Origin of the sequence: Jiangella gansuensis DSM 44835 (assembly GCF_000515395.1) — a bacterium.
Taxonomy (GTDB): Bacteria; Actinomycetota; Actinomycetes; order Jiangellales; family Jiangellaceae; genus Jiangella; species Jiangella gansuensis.
In genome coordinates, this window is the sequence record NZ_KI911782.1 from 1,917,906 (window position 1) to 1,935,861 (window position 17,956).

At 71.3% G+C, this 17,956-nt stretch carries 17 protein-coding genes and 3 pseudogenes; 6 read left to right on the forward strand and 14 right to left on the reverse strand.

Going from position 1 to position 17,956, the window contains the following annotated elements:
- Window positions 1-46: 46 nt before the first annotated feature.
- A complete protein-coding gene (locus JIAGA_RS0109310) occupies window positions 47-1,870 on the reverse strand; it encodes an RHS repeat-associated core domain-containing protein (RefSeq protein WP_026875450.1) in 1,824 nt (607 codons plus the stop codon).
- On the reverse strand, window positions 1,867-2,469 hold the full coding sequence (locus tag JIAGA_RS35585) for an RHS repeat protein (protein WP_035812317.1): 603 nt from the start codon (window positions 2,467-2,469) through the stop codon (window positions 1,867-1,869). The genes JIAGA_RS0109310 and JIAGA_RS35585 overlap by 4 nt, the downstream gene beginning before the upstream one ends.
- A 94-nt stretch (window positions 2,470-2,563) precedes the next feature.
- Here JIAGA_RS35585 and JIAGA_RS35590 point away from each other — a divergent pair, with 94 nt between their 5' ends.
- Complete coding sequence (locus JIAGA_RS35590) at window positions 2,564-2,770, forward strand: hypothetical protein (RefSeq protein ID WP_245597141.1); 207 nt, start codon at window positions 2,564-2,566, stop codon at window positions 2,768-2,770.
- Window positions 2,771-2,799: 29 nt separating this feature from the next.
- Here JIAGA_RS35590 and JIAGA_RS36095 read toward each other — a convergent pair.
- From JIAGA_RS36095 to JIAGA_RS34455, 3 genes and pseudogenes are all read right to left on the reverse strand, one after another.
- A pseudogene (locus JIAGA_RS36095) lies at window positions 2,800-2,952 on the reverse strand (phenazine biosynthesis protein PhzF); the annotation flags it as partial.
- Window positions 2,953-3,021: 69 nt separating this feature from the next.
- Window positions 3,022-3,318 (reverse strand): DUF1330 domain-containing protein, encoded by a 297-nt coding sequence (locus JIAGA_RS0109320; RefSeq protein WP_026875451.1) that lies wholly within the window; start codon window positions 3,316-3,318, stop codon window positions 3,022-3,024.
- Window positions 3,319-3,351: 33 nt separating this feature from the next.
- Window positions 3,352-3,522 carry a hypothetical protein gene (locus tag JIAGA_RS34455; protein ID WP_157552933.1) on the reverse strand — a complete coding sequence of 57 codons (171 nt, stop codon included), beginning with the start codon at window positions 3,520-3,522 and terminating at the stop codon, window positions 3,352-3,354.
- Window positions 3,523-3,661: 139 nt separating this feature from the next.
- Between JIAGA_RS34455 and JIAGA_RS0109330 the strand changes: the two genes are divergently transcribed.
- Window positions 3,662-3,958: a winged helix-turn-helix transcriptional regulator gene (locus tag JIAGA_RS0109330; RefSeq protein WP_026875452.1), complete on the forward strand. Its 297-nt coding sequence runs from the start codon at window positions 3,662-3,664 to the stop codon at window positions 3,956-3,958.
- 350 nt (window positions 3,959-4,308) lie between these two features.
- Here JIAGA_RS0109330 and JIAGA_RS28655 read toward each other — a convergent pair.
- A pseudogene (locus JIAGA_RS28655) lies at window positions 4,309-4,809 on the reverse strand (arsenic resistance protein); the annotation flags it as partial.
- Window position 4,810: 1 nt separating this feature from the next.
- Between JIAGA_RS28655 and JIAGA_RS28660 the strand changes: the two are divergent.
- On the forward strand, window positions 4,811-5,131 hold the full coding sequence (locus JIAGA_RS28660; RefSeq protein WP_051425905.1) for a hypothetical protein: 321 nt from the start codon (window positions 4,811-4,813) through the stop codon (window positions 5,129-5,131).
- Between the two features lie 24 nt (window positions 5,132-5,155).
- Here JIAGA_RS28660 and JIAGA_RS0109345 read toward each other — a convergent pair whose 3' ends face one another.
- The gene (locus tag JIAGA_RS0109345) at window positions 5,156-5,995 is read right to left on the reverse strand and encodes an MmyB family transcriptional regulator (RefSeq protein WP_026875453.1); all 840 of its coding nucleotides are present in this window, start codon (window positions 5,993-5,995) and stop codon (window positions 5,156-5,158) included.
- A 241-nt stretch (window positions 5,996-6,236) separates the two neighbouring features.
- Between JIAGA_RS0109345 and JIAGA_RS0109350 the strand changes: the two genes are divergently transcribed.
- Together JIAGA_RS0109350 and JIAGA_RS0109355 are read left to right on the forward strand one after the other, a co-directional pair.
- Window positions 6,237-6,425: a hypothetical protein gene (locus tag JIAGA_RS0109350; protein ID WP_026875454.1), complete on the forward strand. Its 189-nt coding sequence runs from the start codon at window positions 6,237-6,239 to the stop codon at window positions 6,423-6,425.
- Between the two features lie 203 nt (window positions 6,426-6,628).
- Window positions 6,629-8,221, forward strand: a complete 1,593-nt coding sequence (locus JIAGA_RS0109355) for a phospholipid carrier-dependent glycosyltransferase (RefSeq protein WP_169738845.1) — start codon at window positions 6,629-6,631, stop codon at window positions 8,219-8,221.
- 1,282 nt (window positions 8,222-9,503) lie between these two features.
- Here the strand turns inward: JIAGA_RS0109355 and JIAGA_RS28665 are convergent.
- The 7 genes and pseudogenes from JIAGA_RS28665 to JIAGA_RS0109395 form a co-directional block, all read right to left on the reverse strand.
- A complete protein-coding gene (locus JIAGA_RS28665; RefSeq protein WP_051425908.1) occupies window positions 9,504-11,150 on the reverse strand; it encodes a DUF2142 domain-containing protein in 1,647 nt (548 codons plus the stop codon).
- A 2-nt stretch (window positions 11,151-11,152) separates the two neighbouring features.
- Entirely contained in the window at window positions 11,153-12,061 is a 909-nt protein-coding gene (locus tag JIAGA_RS28670) for a lysylphosphatidylglycerol synthase domain-containing protein (protein ID WP_035812320.1), read from the reverse strand.
- Window positions 12,058-13,218, reverse strand: a complete 1,161-nt coding sequence (locus JIAGA_RS28675; protein WP_051425909.1) for a glycosyltransferase — start codon at window positions 13,216-13,218, stop codon at window positions 12,058-12,060. Before JIAGA_RS28675 ends, JIAGA_RS28670 begins: the two co-directional genes overlap by 4 nt.
- Window positions 13,215-14,264, reverse strand: coding sequence for a glycosyltransferase family 2 protein (locus JIAGA_RS28680; protein ID WP_084469589.1), 1,050 nt, complete (start codon window positions 14,262-14,264; stop codon window positions 13,215-13,217). The genes JIAGA_RS28675 and JIAGA_RS28680 overlap by 4 nt, the downstream gene beginning before the upstream one ends.
- Window positions 14,265-14,565: 301 nt before the next feature.
- Complete coding sequence (locus tag JIAGA_RS34460; RefSeq protein ID WP_169738846.1) at window positions 14,566-15,087, reverse strand: tetratricopeptide repeat protein; 522 nt, start codon at window positions 15,085-15,087, stop codon at window positions 14,566-14,568.
- A gap of 370 nt (window positions 15,088-15,457) precedes the next feature.
- Window positions 15,458-15,655: pseudogene (locus JIAGA_RS36345) on the reverse strand (FCD domain-containing protein); the annotation flags it as partial.
- Window positions 15,656-15,779: 124 nt separating this feature from the next.
- Window positions 15,780-17,042, reverse strand: a complete 1,263-nt coding sequence (locus tag JIAGA_RS0109395) for an APC family permease (RefSeq protein ID WP_026875459.1) — start codon at window positions 17,040-17,042, stop codon at window positions 15,780-15,782.
- A gap of 106 nt (window positions 17,043-17,148) precedes the next feature.
- On the opposite strand from JIAGA_RS0109395, the gene JIAGA_RS0109400 reads away from it, so the two are divergent.
- Window positions 17,149-17,913, forward strand: a complete 765-nt coding sequence (locus JIAGA_RS0109400; RefSeq protein ID WP_026875460.1) for a class I SAM-dependent methyltransferase — start codon at window positions 17,149-17,151, stop codon at window positions 17,911-17,913.
- The last annotated feature ends 43 nt before the right edge of the window (window positions 17,914-17,956 follow it).

Genomic DNA, 17,956 nt, shown 5'->3' on the forward strand with positions numbered 1-17,956 from the left:
GGGCAAAATCAATATCCTTCCAGGGAGGTGGTTCCATGTTCGACATCTATTCGCAACCCTCGTGTCCGATGGCGCCCCAGAATAGGCTTATTCCGGCCCCCACCAGGAGGCTCGTTCCGACCGATGCACCTGCCAGCCCTAGTGCGATGCCCCAGGCTCCGCTATGGATTAGTCCGCCGGCCGTGGCTGCCCACCCACAGGAGAGTTGTCCGGTCGGGTCGAGGTTATTGATGGGGTCACCGATGGCGTAGGCGTAGGGGTTGCGTTCTTGGCCGGTGGGGTCCATTTGGGTGAAGCGGGCCAGGGTGAGGTCGTAGTAGCGGGATCCGAACTTGTACTGGCCGGTGTCACCGATGAACAGCCCGCTGGTGTAGCGGATGGGGTTGAGCTGGGCCTGACTGGTGGGGGTGGAACTGTTGAGCAGGTCTCCGTACGGCCCGTACTCGTAGGTGCCGTTGTGGTTGCCGGTGTTCGAGGTGAACCCGATGACCGAGCCGACGGGGTCGGTGAAGAAGTAGCTGTCGATGGTGCCGGTCCGGATACCGATCGGGGTGCCGTCGGGAAGGCGTGTGATGCGCTGCCGTGCGGGGCTGGGCGGCTCGAGTGCGGTGATCCCGATGGGGGAGTTGGTGACGTCGGTGTCGCCGTAGCTGAGCAGTTGGTCGTTCAGTTCGCCGCGGTAGGTGAAGTCCACCCCGTCGCGGATTGCGAGTTGGTTGCGGTCGGTCCAGGTCGAGCTAGCACCGGCGTGTGAGGTTTCGTTGCCGCTGCCGTCGTAGGTGATCGGGTAATACGTCAAGGGTGTACCCGGGCGTGCGCGCGTACGTCCTGTCGCTTGACCACTGGCGTTGTGTGCGAAGGTGTTCGCGGTGAAGGACAGCGGCGTTGTGCCGGTGAACTTGCGGGTGAGGTTGCCTGCGTCGTCGTAGTCGAACTCCCACGTCCGGTCCCCGGCCGCGCTGCCGCCGGCGGTGACGTCTTCGGCTTCGGTGAGCCGGCGCAGTGAGTCGTAGGTGTAGGTGGTGGTGACGTCGGTACCGTGCAGTTTGGTTCGGGACTGGATGAGGGTCCGGTCCTGGCTGCCGGTGGTGTAGTTGTAGGAGTAGTCGGCGAACACGGTGCCGGCGGTGTTGCGGCCGGTGATGCGGGTGGCGCGGCCGGGCTCGTCGCGCTCGGTGGATTGCTGTGCGCCGCCGGGGTAGATCTGCTCGACCACGGCGCCGTTGCTGTCGTACTCGAACTTGATGCAGCCCGAGTTCGCCGGCGGTGCCCCGGTGGCCGGGCAGGTACCGCCGGGTTGGGTGATCGTGAGCAGCTGGTCAGCGTCGTCGTAGGTGTATGTGGTCGTGCCGTCGGCGTTGGTGAGGGTGAGCAGGTTGCCCACGTCGTCGTACGTCAGCGTGTGCGTGGTCCCCGCCGGGCCCGGCGTCTCCTCGGTAGTGATGCGGCCGAGCGCATCGTAGGTGCGGACCAGCTCAGTCGCGAGCAGACCCTGGTAGTCGGTCTGGGTCAGCTGGTTGCCGTCGAGGTCGTATTCGTAATGCACCGCATCGGTGGTCGCCGGGCCGGCGTCCCAGGTGGTGGCGACGAGTCGGTCGCGGATGTCGTACTCCAGCGTGCGGGTGATGCCGTTGCCATCCGTCACCTCGATCAGCCTACCGATGGAGTCGTACTCGTACAGGGTCGAGCCGAGCGGGCCGGGCGGATCGACAACGGCGAGGTTGCCGTTGTCGTCGTAGCTGAAGCCGAGCTTGTTGCCAGCGTCGTCGACGATGCACGTGGGCAGGTGCGCGTGGGTGGCGTCGGCGTTCGGGCAGTTGGCGTCCAGCCCGTAGGTGGCCTGCAGCGCGGCGCCCGTGGGCAGCGTCATCGCGGTGGCGTTGTTGAGCTGGTCATAAGCGAACGTGATCGTGTTACCCGGTGTGGTGCCCGATCCCATCGCGTCGGTCGCGGTGGCGACGTCGCTGTTGGGGTCCAGGTCTGTGACCGGGTCCGGTCCAGCGGGTCGGTCACCTCGATCACGCGGTCCTGCGAGTCGAACACGAACACCGACTCGTGACCGTTCGGGTCGGTGACCGTCGTTTCGTCGCCGTTGTAGGCGAACGACCTCACCGCGGCGTCCCCGGTCCGCGAATGCTGCGTGAAGAAGCGGCGCACCTCCGTGACCCGATTCGAGGTGTCGTAGGTGAACCGGGTGCTGTACCCGTTGGGGCTGGTGATCCACTGCAGCAGCCCGGCGGGGTTGTACTCGTACGTGGTGACGTCCGCCGGCTGCGCCGCGGCCGAGGGGGCCGTCACCTGGCTCAGCCGGCCGTTGCCGTCGTAGCCGTACGTGGTGTTACGGCCGCCGGCGTCCCCGAGGTGGGTGGCGCGCTGTGTGGAGCCGTCGATGTAGACGTAGGTGAAACGGGCGGCGGCGTCCTCGAATCCGTGGCCGAGGATGACGGGTGTCGGTTGGGGGCCGACCATCGCCCAGGCAGACTCGGAGCAGCGCCGACCGGTCGTGGACCGGTACCAGCATGCGTGGTGCGCCGGGCGCGGCGATCCGTGGCGCGTCGGTCGGATGCGTATCGTCCGCGGTGAGCCGGAGCGCGGCGACGATCGCGGCGCGCTCGTCCGGTTCCGGGTGACGCAGCGCGACGACGCCCTGGTCGAACCACACCTCGATCCGGCGGGGCGGCGGATCGCGACGGTGTCGAACGTGCGCCCGCCGGTGTGTTGGCGGTCGTTCAGCTCGCCCAGCGCGGTGCGGGTCAACCGGACGGCCTGAGCGGCAACGGTGCCGTGGCCGCAGCCGGACAGTTCGGCGGTGGCGGTGAAGAACCGGACCGGCCGGCCACCGTCCGGCGTCCGCCCCGGGCCGAGGAACGCCGCGTGCGAGGTGCCGGCCGCAGCAGCGACCGCACGCCGGTCCGCGTCCGTCGCCGCCGAGTCGTCGTCGGCGACGGCCATGGGGCTACCGCCCCCGCCGTCGCGCCGCACGCACGCATCAACCACCGTGACATCCGGCCAGGACGTCGGTCAGTCGATGCCTTCGACGATGCGGAAGTCGCGCTCGAAGCCGTCGGGGAGTTCGGCCAGCGCCCCCTGGTAGGCCGCGCTCGCGCGTGCGGCGACCGCCTGTTCGAAGCTGTCGAACTCGATCAGGACGACGCGCTCGGCGATTCCGGCTTCGTGTGCGTCGACCCGGCTGCCGATGCTGGCGAGCACCCGCCCGCCCGCGGCCGCGACGGCTAGACCTGCCAGTTCGTTGTAGACATCAAGCCTCTCGGGGTCCTCGATGGTGGGGTAGACGCTGACCCAGTAGCCCTTGGGCATGGAACCTCCAGTGTTGGGATGAGTGCATCTGACTTACGGGTTGGTCCCGGACGAGCGTCGGCGGGCGAGAGCGAGGCTTGTCAGCGTCGTGATCGCCATGGCGTCGATTCCGGCCAGCGCCGCGGTGGTGTGGGCGCTGCCGGCCAGGAGCAGTGCGCCGGCCTGGCCGGTGCACGGCGGCTCCAGCGGGACTATCTGCGACATCGGCTCCCCCGTCGAGTTCGTTTCGAAATCAGAAACGCCGGCTGGATGCTATCGTTTCGAATAACGAAACGCAAGGAGGGTCATGCCGACACCGCGCCCAGGAACACCGGTTCGTGGATCGACTACCGGCCGTCCCCTCATGGCCGCGATGGACCTGTTCGGCCGCCGGTGGGCGCTGCGAATTCTCTGGGAACTGCGTGCGGGTCCGCTCGGTGCCCGCGCGCTGCTGGCACGGTGCGAAGGGCTGTCATCCAGCGTCCTCTACCAGCGGCTCCGCGAACTCGCATCGAGCGGGATCATCGCCCCCTCGGCCGATGGCTACGAGCTGACTCGGCTGGGGACAGCACTCCGGGATGCCCTTCGTCCGCTCGACGAATGGGCGATCACCTGGGCGCAGGAGCACGAACACAACGATCAGGAGCCCACGAAGACGTGAAGATCACGCCCGACCAGGTGGAGCGTTGATCTGACGGACGCCGACTCGGGACACGGGCTCACGCGGCCTGTGAAAACCCCTCGGTCGCTGTCTTGTCGCCGCGCAGAGGGGTGAAGCGACGTCCAGGCGCGGGTCGTACGCGTCGGGCTCGTCGCCGAGCTCGTGGATGGTGTATCCGCCGAAGCGCCGGATGTGCTCGGTCAGGGGCGAGAGTTGGCCCGGGAGCGTGGCGTTGAGCATCTGGTGCACCACGCCGACGGCACCGTCGGTGACCGCAGCACGTATCCTCGCGGCCGCGATCCCACGCGACATCCCCGGCTGACCTCCCGGCGCTGGGTGGCGCCGGAGGCGGGGAACAGGCGCGGGATCATCTGGACGTAGATGACCATGCCGATCACTTCGATGAGGGTCTGGAGCACTACTACCACGGCTGCGATGGCGAAGCGTCCGGGAGGGCCAGGGCCAGCGGCAGGAGAACCAAGCCGTTACGGGTGGCTCCGGTGAACGCGATGGCTCTTCCCTCGATGGGTGGGAGGCAGAACAGGCGGGTGGCGGCGAGGGCGATCAGCGGCATGACGACCAGGAACCCGGCGAAGAGGGGGGCCAGGCCGGCCACCTCGGTGAGGTCTACATCGAGCTTGGGGATCTGGGAGCTGACCACCAGCGCAAGCGTTGCGGCCATCAGGGGCACCATCGCGTTCTCGGCTGCCGCGGTGACCTTGCGCCCGGCGGGTCTGCGCGAGGCCCATGCCTGGGTGGCCCAGGCCAGGGTGAGTGGGGTGACGATGAAGGTGAGGAACGCTTCGATGAACGGGCCCGCCTCCACCAACGTCCGCCAGGTCCGATCCCACGGTGTACGTGCGGCTGGAGCGGCCTGCGGGGGAAGCTCGTCGACGATCCCGCGCCGAGGACTGTGAAGCTCGCCGGGTCCACGTCGACCGCGAGCGCCCGCATCCGCCGGAGCGTGTCGACGACGCCGTCTACGTCGGGTGGACGATCCACATCGCGCCGGACCGCGCGGTGGCCGAAGTCGAACGCGCCGCGGATGACGTCACCGACGCGAACCGCCGGCTGAACGAGGCGGTCGTGTTCGCACGGGCCGCGGGCGCCAGCATCGGCGACGCGGTGGGGATCTCGCGGCAGGCAGCCAACGAGAGGTGGGGCCGCCGGTGACGAGCCTGGCGCGGTGTGCAGGCGTCAGCGAACCGCTTGGGCGCCGATGACGGACAACAGCTGCAGCTTCTCGTGGCTCTCGCTGCCGGGAACGGCGGTGTAGACGAGCAGCGAATGCGACTGGCCCGGGTCGAGCAGGACTTGGCAGTTCAGCTCGAGTGCGCCGAGCTCGGGGTGGACGAAGTGCTTGACCTCGTGGGGCCGAATGCCGACCTCGTGGTCGTTCCATACCTCCCGGAACTCCTCGCTGCGAGCGAGTAGCAGGTCCGCGAGGTGGGCCGCGCGGGAACCAGGTCCTCGCAGCGTGACCACTCCGCGCAGGCCGGAGGCGAACATGCGGGTGAGGAACGGATGGTCGTCGGGATCGTAGAGCTGTCGCGTGGCGGGGTCGGTGAACCAGCGGTAGCCGATACTGCGGGCCGGGCCGGTGTATGCGGTCAGGTCGCCGGTGAGCGCGACGCCGAGAGCGGTCTGCCGCAGAGTCTCGCCGAGCTCGGTGACGATCTCCGCGGGAGTGTCGTGCAGGCGGTCGAAGATGCGCAGCAGGCCAGGGCTGATGTGCTCGCCGGCCGCGCCGCGGGTGGGTGGGTTGTGTCCGGCGAGCCGGAACAGGTGGTCACGCTCGTCGAGGGAGAGGTGGAGTCCTTGCGCGATGGAGGCGATCATCTGCTCCGACGGCTGGGGTCCACGCTCCCGTTCGAGCCGCGCGTAGTAGTCGGCCGACATGTGGCACAGCGCCGCCACCTCCTCCCGCCGTAGCCCGCTGGTCCTGCGGCGCCGACCGCGCGGGAGACCGACGTCTTCGGGTTGCAGCGCCTCGCGACGGCGCCGGAGGAACTGCGCCAGCCCGGACCGGTCGATCACCACACGCTCCCTCCTCGGTGCTGCTTCAGTTCTACCGGCCGCGGCGTCTGCGCATCCACGGCTTGCCGATCCCCCTTTATCGACGTACCGGGTCGTCGCGTGATCCACGGGCCGGAGGCTGTGGCCCAGGCGCGGGTCCGGCCGGAGCCCCGCCTTCCGTATCAGGGGATCGAGCAGCCCTGGATGCCGCCACGGTGTTCGACGACCGTGGAGCCAACGACACCACTATTCGGAGTGCCACATGCCACGCAGAACCATCGACATCACCGTTCCCAGCCTCGCCGGGCTCCCGTTGGACTTCTTCGGCCAGGCCGCTGACGCGACCGCCGCCGCCATCCCCAACGCCGAACGCGTGACGATCGACGTGTACGAGCACGTCGTCAATCCGAAGGTCCTCGCACCGATACTCGCGGACTTCTACCGCTCGTGAACGGCCCGATCAGCACGACGCCCATCGGACCTCCGCCGCTCGCACGACGACCCGCGGCGGCGAACCGGGACATCTGGCGGTCAGCGGCGTGGATGAGGAGGAGGTGGCCGCGTCGGGTACCTCACCTGACGCGGGTGTGAACGGTCGGCGTGATGCCCCGTCCGCGGGCGAACGAACCCGTCGTGCCGTCTAACCTCCTGGCCATGAGGCGTGCGGTGCCCGCGGTCGTGTGGCTGATCGTCGTCGTGCACCTGGCCGTCGCCCTCGCGCAAACGGCGGTCTTCCCCAACGCGCGGTCTCCTGACGAGCGCCAGCAGGTGGATCTCGTCCTGCAGGTGGCTCAGGGCGAGGCATGGCCCTGGCCGGATCCCGGAACGGCCTTCATCACCGAGGGTGTCGAGGCCGGCTATTTCGTCCCGGTGGACCGGCTACCCGGCCGGCAACACCTCGCCGACCGCGACGACGTCCCGGCCCGCGGCGAGCGCCCGTCGTATGCCGACGCCGGTGGCGGTGACCCGCTGGACGAGCCGTCGCACAACCAGCTCATCCAGCACCCGCCGCTCTACTATCTGCTGGGTGCCGGCGTCGTGACCGCGGTCCCCAACTGGGCGGACCAACCCCTCGACATCGTGTGGATGCTCCTGCGCTGGGGCAACGCGCTGCTCACTGCCGCATTACCGATCCTGCTCTTTCTCACAGCGACGCGACTCCGGCTCCCGGCGCCGCTGCCCGTCGCTGCCGCCGCGACACCGCTCGTCGTCCCCGAGCTCACGCACATCGACTCGTCGGTCAACAACGACAACCTGCTGATCGTCCTCGCCGCCGTGGCCACGTACCTTGTGGCCCGGGTCCTCACCGGTGACCTGCGGTGGCGGACCGGCGCCGCGCTGGGGGTCGTCACCAGCCTCGCACTGCTCACCAAGGGCTTCGCGCTCCTGATGCCGGCGTGGATCGTCCTGGCCTACGCCGTCGCGGCCGTGCGGGAGCAGCGGGCCGCCGACGCCGTCCGCTGCCTGCTCGTGGCGGGCGCGGCCAGTGTGCCGGGGGCGCTGTGGTGGCTGCGCAACAGGCTCGTTCACGGCACGATCCAGCCGCACGGCACGCACGCCGAACCGCCGGATCTCACCCCCGTCTACGGCTGGTCAGACGGCGGGTGGGACTGGCTGACTCGGTTCGTGGAGCGGTTCGTGACACTCTTCTTCGTCAACGACCACGACTCGGACCGCTCCATGGACGCCTCCTGGTGGATGGCCCGGGTCGCGCTCATGGTGATCCTGGTGGGCATCGGCGCCGCGCTCGTGCGCCGCAGCATTCCTCGCTCGGCCGCGCTCGTCCTGCTGTTCCCGATTCCCGCGCTCGCCGGGATCGTCGCGCGCGGCTCGTGGGAGCAGTTCGCGGCGTTCGGGGACGTCGGGGCCGCGCAGCAGGGCCGCTACCTGTTCCCCGGCGTCGTCGGGCTGATGGTCGTGGCCGTCGCCGGCGCCTCGACGCTCGTACCGGGGTGGCGGCGTTGGCTCCTCCCGGGCGTCCTCGCACTCGCCGTGGTCATCCACGCGGCGTTCTGGCATGACGTGTGGGCTCTCTACTGGCTGCCCGCGGATCTGGGCGCGGGCAGTCTCGGTGGCGTCGCCCGCGCGGTCGAGGCGATCGCGTTCTGGTACCCGTTCCCGCCGGTGGTGCTCGGCGTCGTGCTGGTCGCCGGCCTCGCCGCCGCCGGGCTGCTCGCACGGTGGGCGATCCGGGAGGCGCTGGCCTCGCCGGCGGTGCCGCAGCGCATGAAGGAGCCAGTAGCGTGACGTCCCTAGCTCGCGCGCCCCTGTCGCTCGCCGTCCTCACCGCGGTGCTCCTGTCGGCTCTGGCGGCTCTGGTCCAGGCGCCGTACGCGACCGGTGACGAGGCCCCGCACATCGACTACGCGTACCAGGTATGGCGGGGCGAACTCCCCGTCTTCGAGGACGGTCTCGAGCACCGCCCGGCGGGTGCCTGGCTCGCGCCGGTCCAATGGACGGCGCAGCATCCGCCCCTGTACTACGTGCTCGTCGCCCCCATCGTCGGGCCGCTCGCGGAGGCTGGCCACCCGGTGGCGGCCGTGTACGCGGCCCGCGCTGTCAACGTGTTGCTCTCCGGCGTCCTCGTCCTGGTCGCGCACGCCGGCGCGAGAAGGATCTGCCGGCCCGGCAGCGCGGTCCCGGCGGTGGCCGCCTTCGTCGCGGCGATGATGGCGGCGAAGTCCCACATCGGCGGTTCCGGCTACAACGATCTCCTCGCGGCGGTCTTCGTGACGGCAGTGTTCGGCGTCGCGGCAGCGACGATCAGGCGTGGCCTCGACACCCGGCTGGTCCTCGCTCTCTCGCTCCTCGCGAGCGGCGCGGCGCTCACCCGGCTTTCGGCAGGTGTCATCGCCGTGGCCGTCGCCGGTGTCGCGGGGCTCGCCGGGATCGTCCGGGCGGCGCAGGGGCGGGGGCGGTGGCCACCGCTGCTCGGTCTCGTCCTCGGCGGTCCCGCGCTCGTGCTGGCCGCGGCGGGCTGGTTCTACGCGCGGAACGTCGAGCTGACGGGCACCGTCACGGGGTCTCATTTCGACTGGTCCGTCGAACACCAGGGCAGGTCCCCGAAGCCGCTCTGGGAGGTGCTGGTCGAGCACGTCACCTGGCTGCGTCTGCCGAACCTCTTCTGGTGGGCGGGCCAGCAGCCGCCGCGGACCACGTACGTCGAGAGCACGATGATCGTCACCGGCGTCGTGCTCGTCTGGGTCCCGCTCGCGATCGCGCTGGCCCGCGCCGCCCGTGACCGTTCTGGCCCCGGCGACGTCCCGGGCGCCGACCGGCTGGCGCTGCGCCTGCTTCTCGTCCTGCCGGTAGTGGTGCTGGTGGCGATGCAGGTGGTGTTCGCGTCCAACAGTGGCGGGGTCTATCCGCGTTACCTGCTGCCGGTCTCGCTCCCGGTCTGCCTGGCGATCGCGGCCGGGCTCGCCGTCCGGCCCCGCCTGCTGGTCCCGCTGTGGACGGCGGTCACGCTCGCGGACCTCGTCGGCTGGGTCGTGGTCGAGCTCGGCACCGCGCCGGCGGAGCCCTGGTACTACACGGAGGCGCCGGTCCCATCCGTCGTGGTCGCGGTGCTGGCGGTGGCCGTCGCCGCGGGAGCGGCGCGCCGGGTCGTGGCGACGACGGCGAACCGTACGCAGGCGCCGGCCGCCACCACCGCCACCACGAAGGTCGAGGCGCCGACGGTCCCGAGCTGACCAGGCGAGAGCGGGCTCCACTCGGCCAGCCGCGCCGCCGCCTCGGCCGCGCTCTCCCGGGGGCCCCCGTACATGCCGCGGAAGGCGAACACCAGGGACGCCGCCGCGACCGCCCCGCCCGCGCCGACGAGCCACGGCACGGCTCGGGCTCGCGGGCGGGCACCGAGCGCCGTCACCACGGCCAGCGCCGTGAGCCCCGCGAACAAGTACCGTCCCTGGACCGCCGTGATCCAGCCGGTGTCGACGTAGTGGCGCCATGCGTTGCTCACGACGCTGACCCAGAGCGCAGCCGGGAGGATGAGTAGCGCTGCGGCGTCCCTGCGGGTGTCCCGCCGCACGAGCGCCACGATGCACAGCGCCGCGACGATCGTGGCGCCGGCCCAGAAGACCGCGGTAGGCACGCGCAGCTCGAGCCAGCCGAAGTCACCGAAGAACGAACGCGTCAACGCGGTGAGCACCGTGGTGACGAAGTGGCCGACCCCTGCGTTCGGTACCGGCTCCCACCGCTCCGGAAGACCCACCGGCTGGACGGCGTCGAACAGGAGCAGGTTCCGCAGCCACCACCAGCCGCCGGCCGCGAACGCGACCAGGCCCGCTACGAGCACGCGTGCCGTCCGCCGCCACCAGGTCCGGCGCAGGTCCGCGAGCAGGGGCCGCCCGGCGGGCCCGGCCAGGAGGTACGCCACGACCACCATGGGCACGGCGAACGCCGCCATCACCTTGGTGAGCAGTCCGACGCCGAGCGCGAGCCCGAGCCCGATCGCCGTACGCCACCGCAGGTCGCCCGGGAGGACCCGCGCCACGAGCCACGTGATGACGGCGCCCGACAGCGCGACCAGCGCGTCGTTGGTGACCGCCGAGAGGATGTGCGCGGACATCGGGACGAACAGCACGGCTGCGGCGGCGACGAGCGCCGCGGGCCGGGCCTGCCGCCGGTCGCCCAGGAGGGTGCGCGCGGTCGCCGCGGCCAGCAGCGGCAGCGGCACGAGCAGCAGCACACCGAACAGGCGCAGCGACAGCAGCACCTGGTCCCAGCGGGCGTCCGCGGTCCCGGTCACGTGGAGCCAGGCCGCGGCGGCCGCGTAGTAGAGCGGCGGGTGCTGGGTCATCTGGTCGACAGCGGCGAGGCCCGAGCTGCTCCCGGGCTCCGGGAGCGCGTTCTCCGCCGTGACCTGCAGGCGCTGGCCGTCCGGAACGGGGACGACGTCGGTGTACTGGATGACGCCGGCACGGTTCCAGTGCCGTCCCGGGATGTCCGACTCCAGAGCGGCCTGCCGGCGGGCGACGTCCATCGCTGGGCTCATCCGCGCTTCGCCGGGTGCGGGCCAGCCGCCGCCGTAGGCGAGCCGGAGGACGCTGTTGACGTGCTGCGGCTCGTCCGGTGCCCGGAACGCGGGCGTGAGCAGCGCCCAGCAGCCCGCGACCGCGACCACCAGCAGCGTGATCGCCACGAGTGCGGCTCGGTAGCAGGTGGCCTCGCGCACGGTTACCGGCGCCTCCCGGCCGCCGCCAGGCCGAGCGCGACGTCCGCCACCGTCATGAGCACTCGGGAGGCGAGCACGACGACGATCACGGAGCCGCCGGCCAGCTGATCGGCGAGCACGAGGGCGAGGACGGCCTCACGGACGCCGGCCCCGGCCGGGACGACCACGACGAGGAAACCCACCGTCCAGGCCAGGGCGTACGCCCCGGTCGCGAGCGCGGCCGTCGCGAGCGTCGCCTCCGCCCCGACCGCCGTGACGAGCAGCCACAGGTGCAGGCCCGCCAGGAGCCACGCCAGGACCGCCCATACCGACGCGCGGGTGACGCCGGCAGCCGTCAATGGACGCTCGAGCGGAGGACGGCCCAGCAGCCGCAGGACGAGCCCGAGCAGCCGGTTCACCACGGGCGGCAGCAGGAGCACGATGAACAGGGGGAGTGCGAGGATCGCCGCCCCGTAGGTGTCACGGACGTCGGCGGGGCCGGTGAGCAGCGCGACGACGGCGACCAGCAGTCCGGTCACGATCGAGACCAGCAAGGCCACCGCCATCACCGTCACGGACCGGCGGCGCGGGATCCTCAGGTCCGCACCGATCTCCGCGGCGGCAACGAGGTTCCACACCCCGCCGGGAACGTACTTGCCCAGCTGGGAGAGCAGGAACATCCGTGCCGCCGGCCCCAGGGGCATCGCCGAGCCGAGATCGGTGAGGACCGCGCGCCAGGACGCCATGGTGGCGAGGACGTAGGCGAGCGCCGCGACCACGGCGGCCAGCAGGGACAGCGCCGGCATCGTCGTCAACGCGGCCCGCACCTCGTCCCACCGGCTCGCGACGGCCCAGGCGGCCGCGGCGAGCGCGAGGACGAGGAACGCCCGCCGCACCCACGGGTTGCGCGTGAGCGCGAGCAGCCGCCTCACCGGGTGGGCGTCGCCGGCGCCGCGGCCAGTGCTTCGACGAGCGGTGCGACGACGGCGCCGGCAGTGAATCGATGGGCGGCCGCGCGGCTGGCAGCCCGTGCCCGCGTGCGCACGGCGGGGTCCGCGACGGTCTCGATCGCCGTGGCAAGCGCCTCGACGTTCCCGGGTGGCACGAAGATCGCCGCGTCGCCGAAGGCGCGCCGCTGCGGTTCGGTGCCGCTCGTGATCACCGCACACCCGGCCGCCGCGCCCTGGTAGACCTTGTTCGGGACGACAGCGAGCGCCTTGTCCGTGGTGCCGAAGATGCCGAGGCAGATGTCGTGACCGGCCACCAGACCCGGCAGGTCCGCGGGCTGGACCCATTCGTGCCAGGCCACGTCGACGGTGCTGCGCGTGCCGTCGGACGGACCGATACCGGCCAGGGTCGTCCTGACGGCCGGGGCGTCCTGTCCCGACCCCACCAGGGTCGCCCGGATCCTGACGCCCCGGCGACCGAGCAGGCGCAGCGCCTCTGCGATCACCGGTGCGCCCTGAAGCGGGGTGAACAGACCGAAGAAGACCACCGTGAGCGCGCCGTCATCAGTATCGAGCGTCCTCGCGGCCTCGGCTCGCGCTCCGGCGTCGAACCAGGCCTGGGTCGCACCGACGGCGACGACGACGGCGTCGTCGGCCCGCCGCGCCGGCACCTGCGCGGCGTGCTCGGCCGTGTCGGTGACGACGACGTCCGCCGCCGCGATCGCGAGCCGGTCGACTCCCGACAGCAGCAGGGTTCGCAGGCCGCCGCCCACGCCGCGGTCGCGGGCGGTACCGGCGGCGAAGACCAGGTGGTCCAGCACGACAGTGGCGGACGGGAAGAGGACCCGGGCGAGCAGCACGTCGAAGTGGCCGAGGTACCCGACGAGTACGTGGCTCGGGTACTCGTCGCGGCCGAGCCGGCGTGCGCGGCGGGCGAGCGTGAGCCACCGCCGGCCCAGGCGCACGGCGAGGACCGGAACCAGCCACGGCTTCCTGAGGATCTCCACCCGCCGTGCCGTGTCGAGGCCGAGGGGTTCGGCGATCTCCCGGACCTCGATCCCGCGCTCACGCAAACCGTCGATGAGGACCTGGATCCTCGGGTGCGCCGCGGCGTCGTAGGTCCCGAACGCCAGCACCCTCACGACGCGACGGCCGTCTCGCTGGCGGCCAGTTCCTCGGCTTCTCGCGCGAGCTCCGGAGGCGCCGTGGACGGCCTACCCGCGCCACCGGCTGGCGCCGTGTCGCGCCTCGCAGCCCCGTACTGCACGGCCTTGATCCGTTCGAGGGACTCCTCCAGGAGGATGCGGTTGGTGCGCAGCAGGTCGACGATCACGAGGAGCGCGAACGTCAGCAACGCGCCCACGAGCATCGCCGTTCCGAAGACGAGGGACTGGACATGGCCGTCACCGTCGCCGGCGAACCACAAGACGAGGAAGCGCACGAAGGGCACGAGCCCCGCCACCAGCATGGGCACGCCGATCCAGCCGAGGATCACGTTCGGCCGGTACATGAGGTAAGACCGGACGATCGCCCGCCCGGACAGGTACATGTGCTGCCAAGGGCTCGTGAACAGGCGCGACTCGCGGGTCTTGGCGTTGGTAACGATCTGCAACGAGGTGATCGCCAGGCGCTTGTTGCCCGCCTGGATGATGGTCTCCATGCAGTAGCTGAACTGCGTGACCACGTTGAGCCGCAGGAGCGCGGCGCGTGAGTAGGCGCGGAAGCCGCTGGCGGCGTCCGGCAGGTCCGTGCCCGCGGCGAAGTTCACCACCCGCGAGCCGAACCTCTGCATCGCCTTCTTGAACGGCGAGAAGTGTGCGATGGTGCCCGTCTGCCGGTCCCCGATGACCACGTCCGCCTGGCCGGCGATCACCGGCCAGACCAGGTCGGCGATGCGCTCCTGCGGGTACTGGTTGTCGCCGTCGGTGTTCACCACGATGTCCGCACCGTGTGCCAGGGCGTAGTCGACGCCGTCGCGGAACGACCTGGCGAGCCCCATGGTGCGCGGATGACGCAGAACCTCCGCGCCGTAGGAACGGGCCACCTCGGCGGTCCGGTCCGTCGAGCCGTCGTCGATCACCAGCACGCGGACCTCGTCCACACCTGGGATCTCACGTGGGATCGACTTGAGTACCAGCGGCAGAGTCTCCTCCTCGTTGAGGCACGGGATCTGCACGAACAGCTTCATAACATCCTCGCGCGGGGGCTGCAGACGGAGAAGTCGCGAGCAGGCTAACCCAGGCGGCCACGGCGCCTTTCGCGGTCGCCGAGCGGCTGCCACGCACCGGCGAAGCGCTGCGGACCTGCGGTTTCGCCCGCTGCCAGCCGCACGAGGCGGGCAGCTGAATCCGAAGGCGTCGTACGGCGCCCACGCAGTGTTTCTCGAAGGTTCACAAGGCGGCTACGTTCGCCCGACGAGCAGGGGGAGCGGAGTTCTCGACCGGCCAGCACGGACGCCCGGCACCCCGGAGCAGCTTGCCGTCGAACCGTCAGTGGCGTGTGGGCGAGGCCGTGACCTGCTCGAGGACTGCGTCGAGTTCGCGTTGAAGCGTGCGCTGCACCGTGGCGTCCGTGGGTGGTTCGCGGGGGTCCTCCGCGGTCGCCAGAGCTTCTTCGAAGTAGCCGATGCTCAGGATCGGTTCGCCGGCGTCGCGGTGGGCCCGGGCCAGTGCTGCCAGCAGTGGTCGCCGGCCGGGCGTGTAGCCGGTGTCGTCGGCGATGCGCAGGGCGGTGTGGAGCGGTTCGACGGCGTCGGCCGGACGGCCGAGGGCGGCTCGCGCCAGGCCGAGGTTCTTGTGTGCGTCGACGCCGAGGTACGGGTCGGCGCCCTCGAGTTCGCGCCAGATCGTGATGGCGTCGGCCGCCTGCTGCGCGGCGGCGGTGTACCGGCCGGATTCGAGGTGGTGCTCGGCGAGTGTGCTCGCGGTGATGCCGTAGCTGCGGCGGTTTGCCGCCGAGGTCGTGGGCGGCGAGGGCTTCGCCGAACGCACGCAGCGCCGCGGCGTCGTCACCGGTGGCCTGGTGCGCGAGGGCCAGGGTAGTGAGGCCGCGGCCCAACCGGGTGTGGTCACCGGTGGCCCGGTGGTGTGCGACGAAGGGCAGGACGTGCGCGGCGGCCGTGGCGCCGTCGCCGGCCCGCAGGGCGTGGTGACCGACGGTTTGCATCACACCGTCGACCCGGAGGCGGCCCGGCACGAGCCGTGTGGCCAGGCCGGTGAGTACCTGGTGACGGTGGAACGGCTGGCGGGTTCGGGCGAGGTGCTGCCGTACGAGCTGGCGTTCACGGCCGAGCCTGGTCTGGGCCAGCGCCGCGCCGCCGCTCCCGGATCCCGGTGGGTCGGGACCGGGCAGTCGGAGCGGCCGCAGCGCCGCGTACATCTCGTTGCCCGAGGCCGCCAGGATGATGCGGTGGAACTCGATGTCGGCCGTCAGGTAGCGCATCGGGCAGCGCGACGTGCCGAATCGGCGCATGTCCTCGGCCGCGGACCGCAGCGCCTCGCGCTGGTCCTCGGTGGCCCGGATGGTGGCCAGATGCGCCGCTATGGGTTCGATACCCTCATCGCCCTCCGGCATCGTCATCTCCCCTGGTCAGGACCTTCGAGGCGACGGAACGACGACGACCACCGCCATCGGCCCGTCGCCCATCGTCGACACCAACGGTGCACCTTGTCGAGACGGTCCGGGATCACTCCGACGGGGTGAATCAGCGCATCGCGTCGCGGCGGCGCAGCCGGAGGGCCCGGTAGGCCAGTCCGGCCGCGAACACGCCGAGGCCGATCAGCACGGCCTCGACGGGGAGAGTCGCGACCAGGGTGAGGCAGCCGGCGGCACCGAGGATCTGCAGCGCGCGGGGGAAGCGTCGCTGGTCCGCGGGTTGGCTGAGGGCGGAGAGGTTGGCGATCAGGTAGTAGATCAGCACCCCGAACGATGAGAACCCGATCGCGCCACGCAAGTCCACCACCAACACCAGGACACAGACGACGACGGCGAGCGCGATCTCGGCATGGTGGGGGACCTTGAACCGCGGATGCACGTCGGCCAGCCAGCCGGGAAGGTCGCGTTCGCGAGCCATGGCCAGGCTGGTGCGGCCGATGCCGGCGATCAACGCCAGCAGTGCGCCGAGCGCGGCCGCTGCCGCGCCGACCCGGACCAGCGGTGCCGCCCAGTCCCAGCCGTCGGCCTGGACGGCGGCCACCAGCGGGGCGGAGGCGTTCGCGAGCCCGTCGGACCCGAGCACCAGCAGCGCGCTGGCGCCGACCAGGGCGTAGACGACGACGGCGATGACCAGCGAGGTCACGATGGCGCGGGGGATGGTCCGCGCCGGGTCGCGGACTTCCTCGCCCATGGTGGCGATGCGGGCGTAGCCGGCGAAGGCGAAGAACAGCAGACCGGCCGACTGGAGGATTCCGTACCAGCCGCCGTCCGGTCCGGCCCGGCCGGTCAGGTGGGCGGTGTCGGCGGAGCCGCCGGCGAGATTCGCGATCACGACGACGGCGAGCGCGGCGAGCACGATCACGATGAGGACGCGCGCCAGCCGGGCGGTGCGGGTGATGCCGCGGTAGTTGACCGCCGCCAGCCCGGCCACGGCGACGACGGCGACCGGCTTGCGCCAGGCTTCGTCGGGCACGGCGTAGGCGGCGAACGTGATGGCCATCGCGGCGCAGGAGGCGGTCTTGCCGATTACGAACCCCCACCCGGCGACGAACCCCCACCACTCGCCCAGCCGCTCCCGCCCGTACACGTAGGTGCCGCCCGACGTCGGATACACCGCCGCCAGCTGCGCCGACGAGGTCGCGTTGCAGTAGGCCACGACGGCGGCAACGGCCAGACCGATCAGCAGACCCGTGCCGGCGGCCGCCGCGGCCGGGGCGAACGCGGCGAACACCCCGGCGCCGACCATCGACGCCAGCCCGATGACCACCGCGTCGACCGTGCCCAACCGCCGCGCCAGGCCCGGCTCAGCCACGCCGCTCTCCGCTCGCTCGCCGGCCGATGTCGAAGCCCGATACTAGCGGTTGGGCGACCTACGGCCGTCGACGGACCATGTCACGGCCAGGCGCTAGCGTCGGCCCGTGGCCTTCGACTACGACAGTGAACTGCGCTACCTGGACCCATCTTTCCGCGCGTCCCTCGGAATCCGTAGCGGGGATCACGTGCTCGACGTCGGTTGCGGCAGCGGTCGCACCACCCGCGACGCGGCCAGGATCGCGGCGGAAGGCCGGGTGGTGGGCGTGGACGTCTCGCAGGCGCGTATCGAGGAGGCTCGCGAGCTCGCCGCCGCCGATGGACTGCGCAACGTCGTGTTCGAGGTCGCCGACGCGCAGACACATCCGTTCCGCGATGCGGAGTTCGACCTGGTGATGAGCCGCTTCGGGACGATGTTCTTCACCGATCCGATGGCGGCGTTCACGAACCTCGCGCGGTCGACCACGACCGGCGGGCGCCTGGTGATGACCGTCTGGCAGGAGCGCGCCGTCAACGAGTGGGCGGGCCCGCTGATCGACGCCATCCTGGGTGACTCGGCCGAGGCTCCCGCCGACGACAGCGCGTTCTCCCTTGCCGATCGGGAGTCGACGCGGTCGTTGCTCGAATCCGCGGGATTCGGCGACGTCGGGTTCTCGGACGTGTCACGGCCGGTCTGGTACGGGGCCGACGTCGACGCGGCCTTCGACGCGGTGCTGCAGCTGCGGGGTCCGCAGGAGGTCCTCGGCCGGTTCACCGGGGCCGCGCTGCACCGTGCCATGGGCCGGCTGCGCACCCAGCTCGCCGCGCACGCGACCCCGGAAGGGGTGCTCTTCGGCTCCCGCGCCTGGATCGTCGTCGCCCGTCGTCGATGAGCACCGGTGCCGCGGGCGGCTGGGTGTTCCGCCGGCTCCGCAA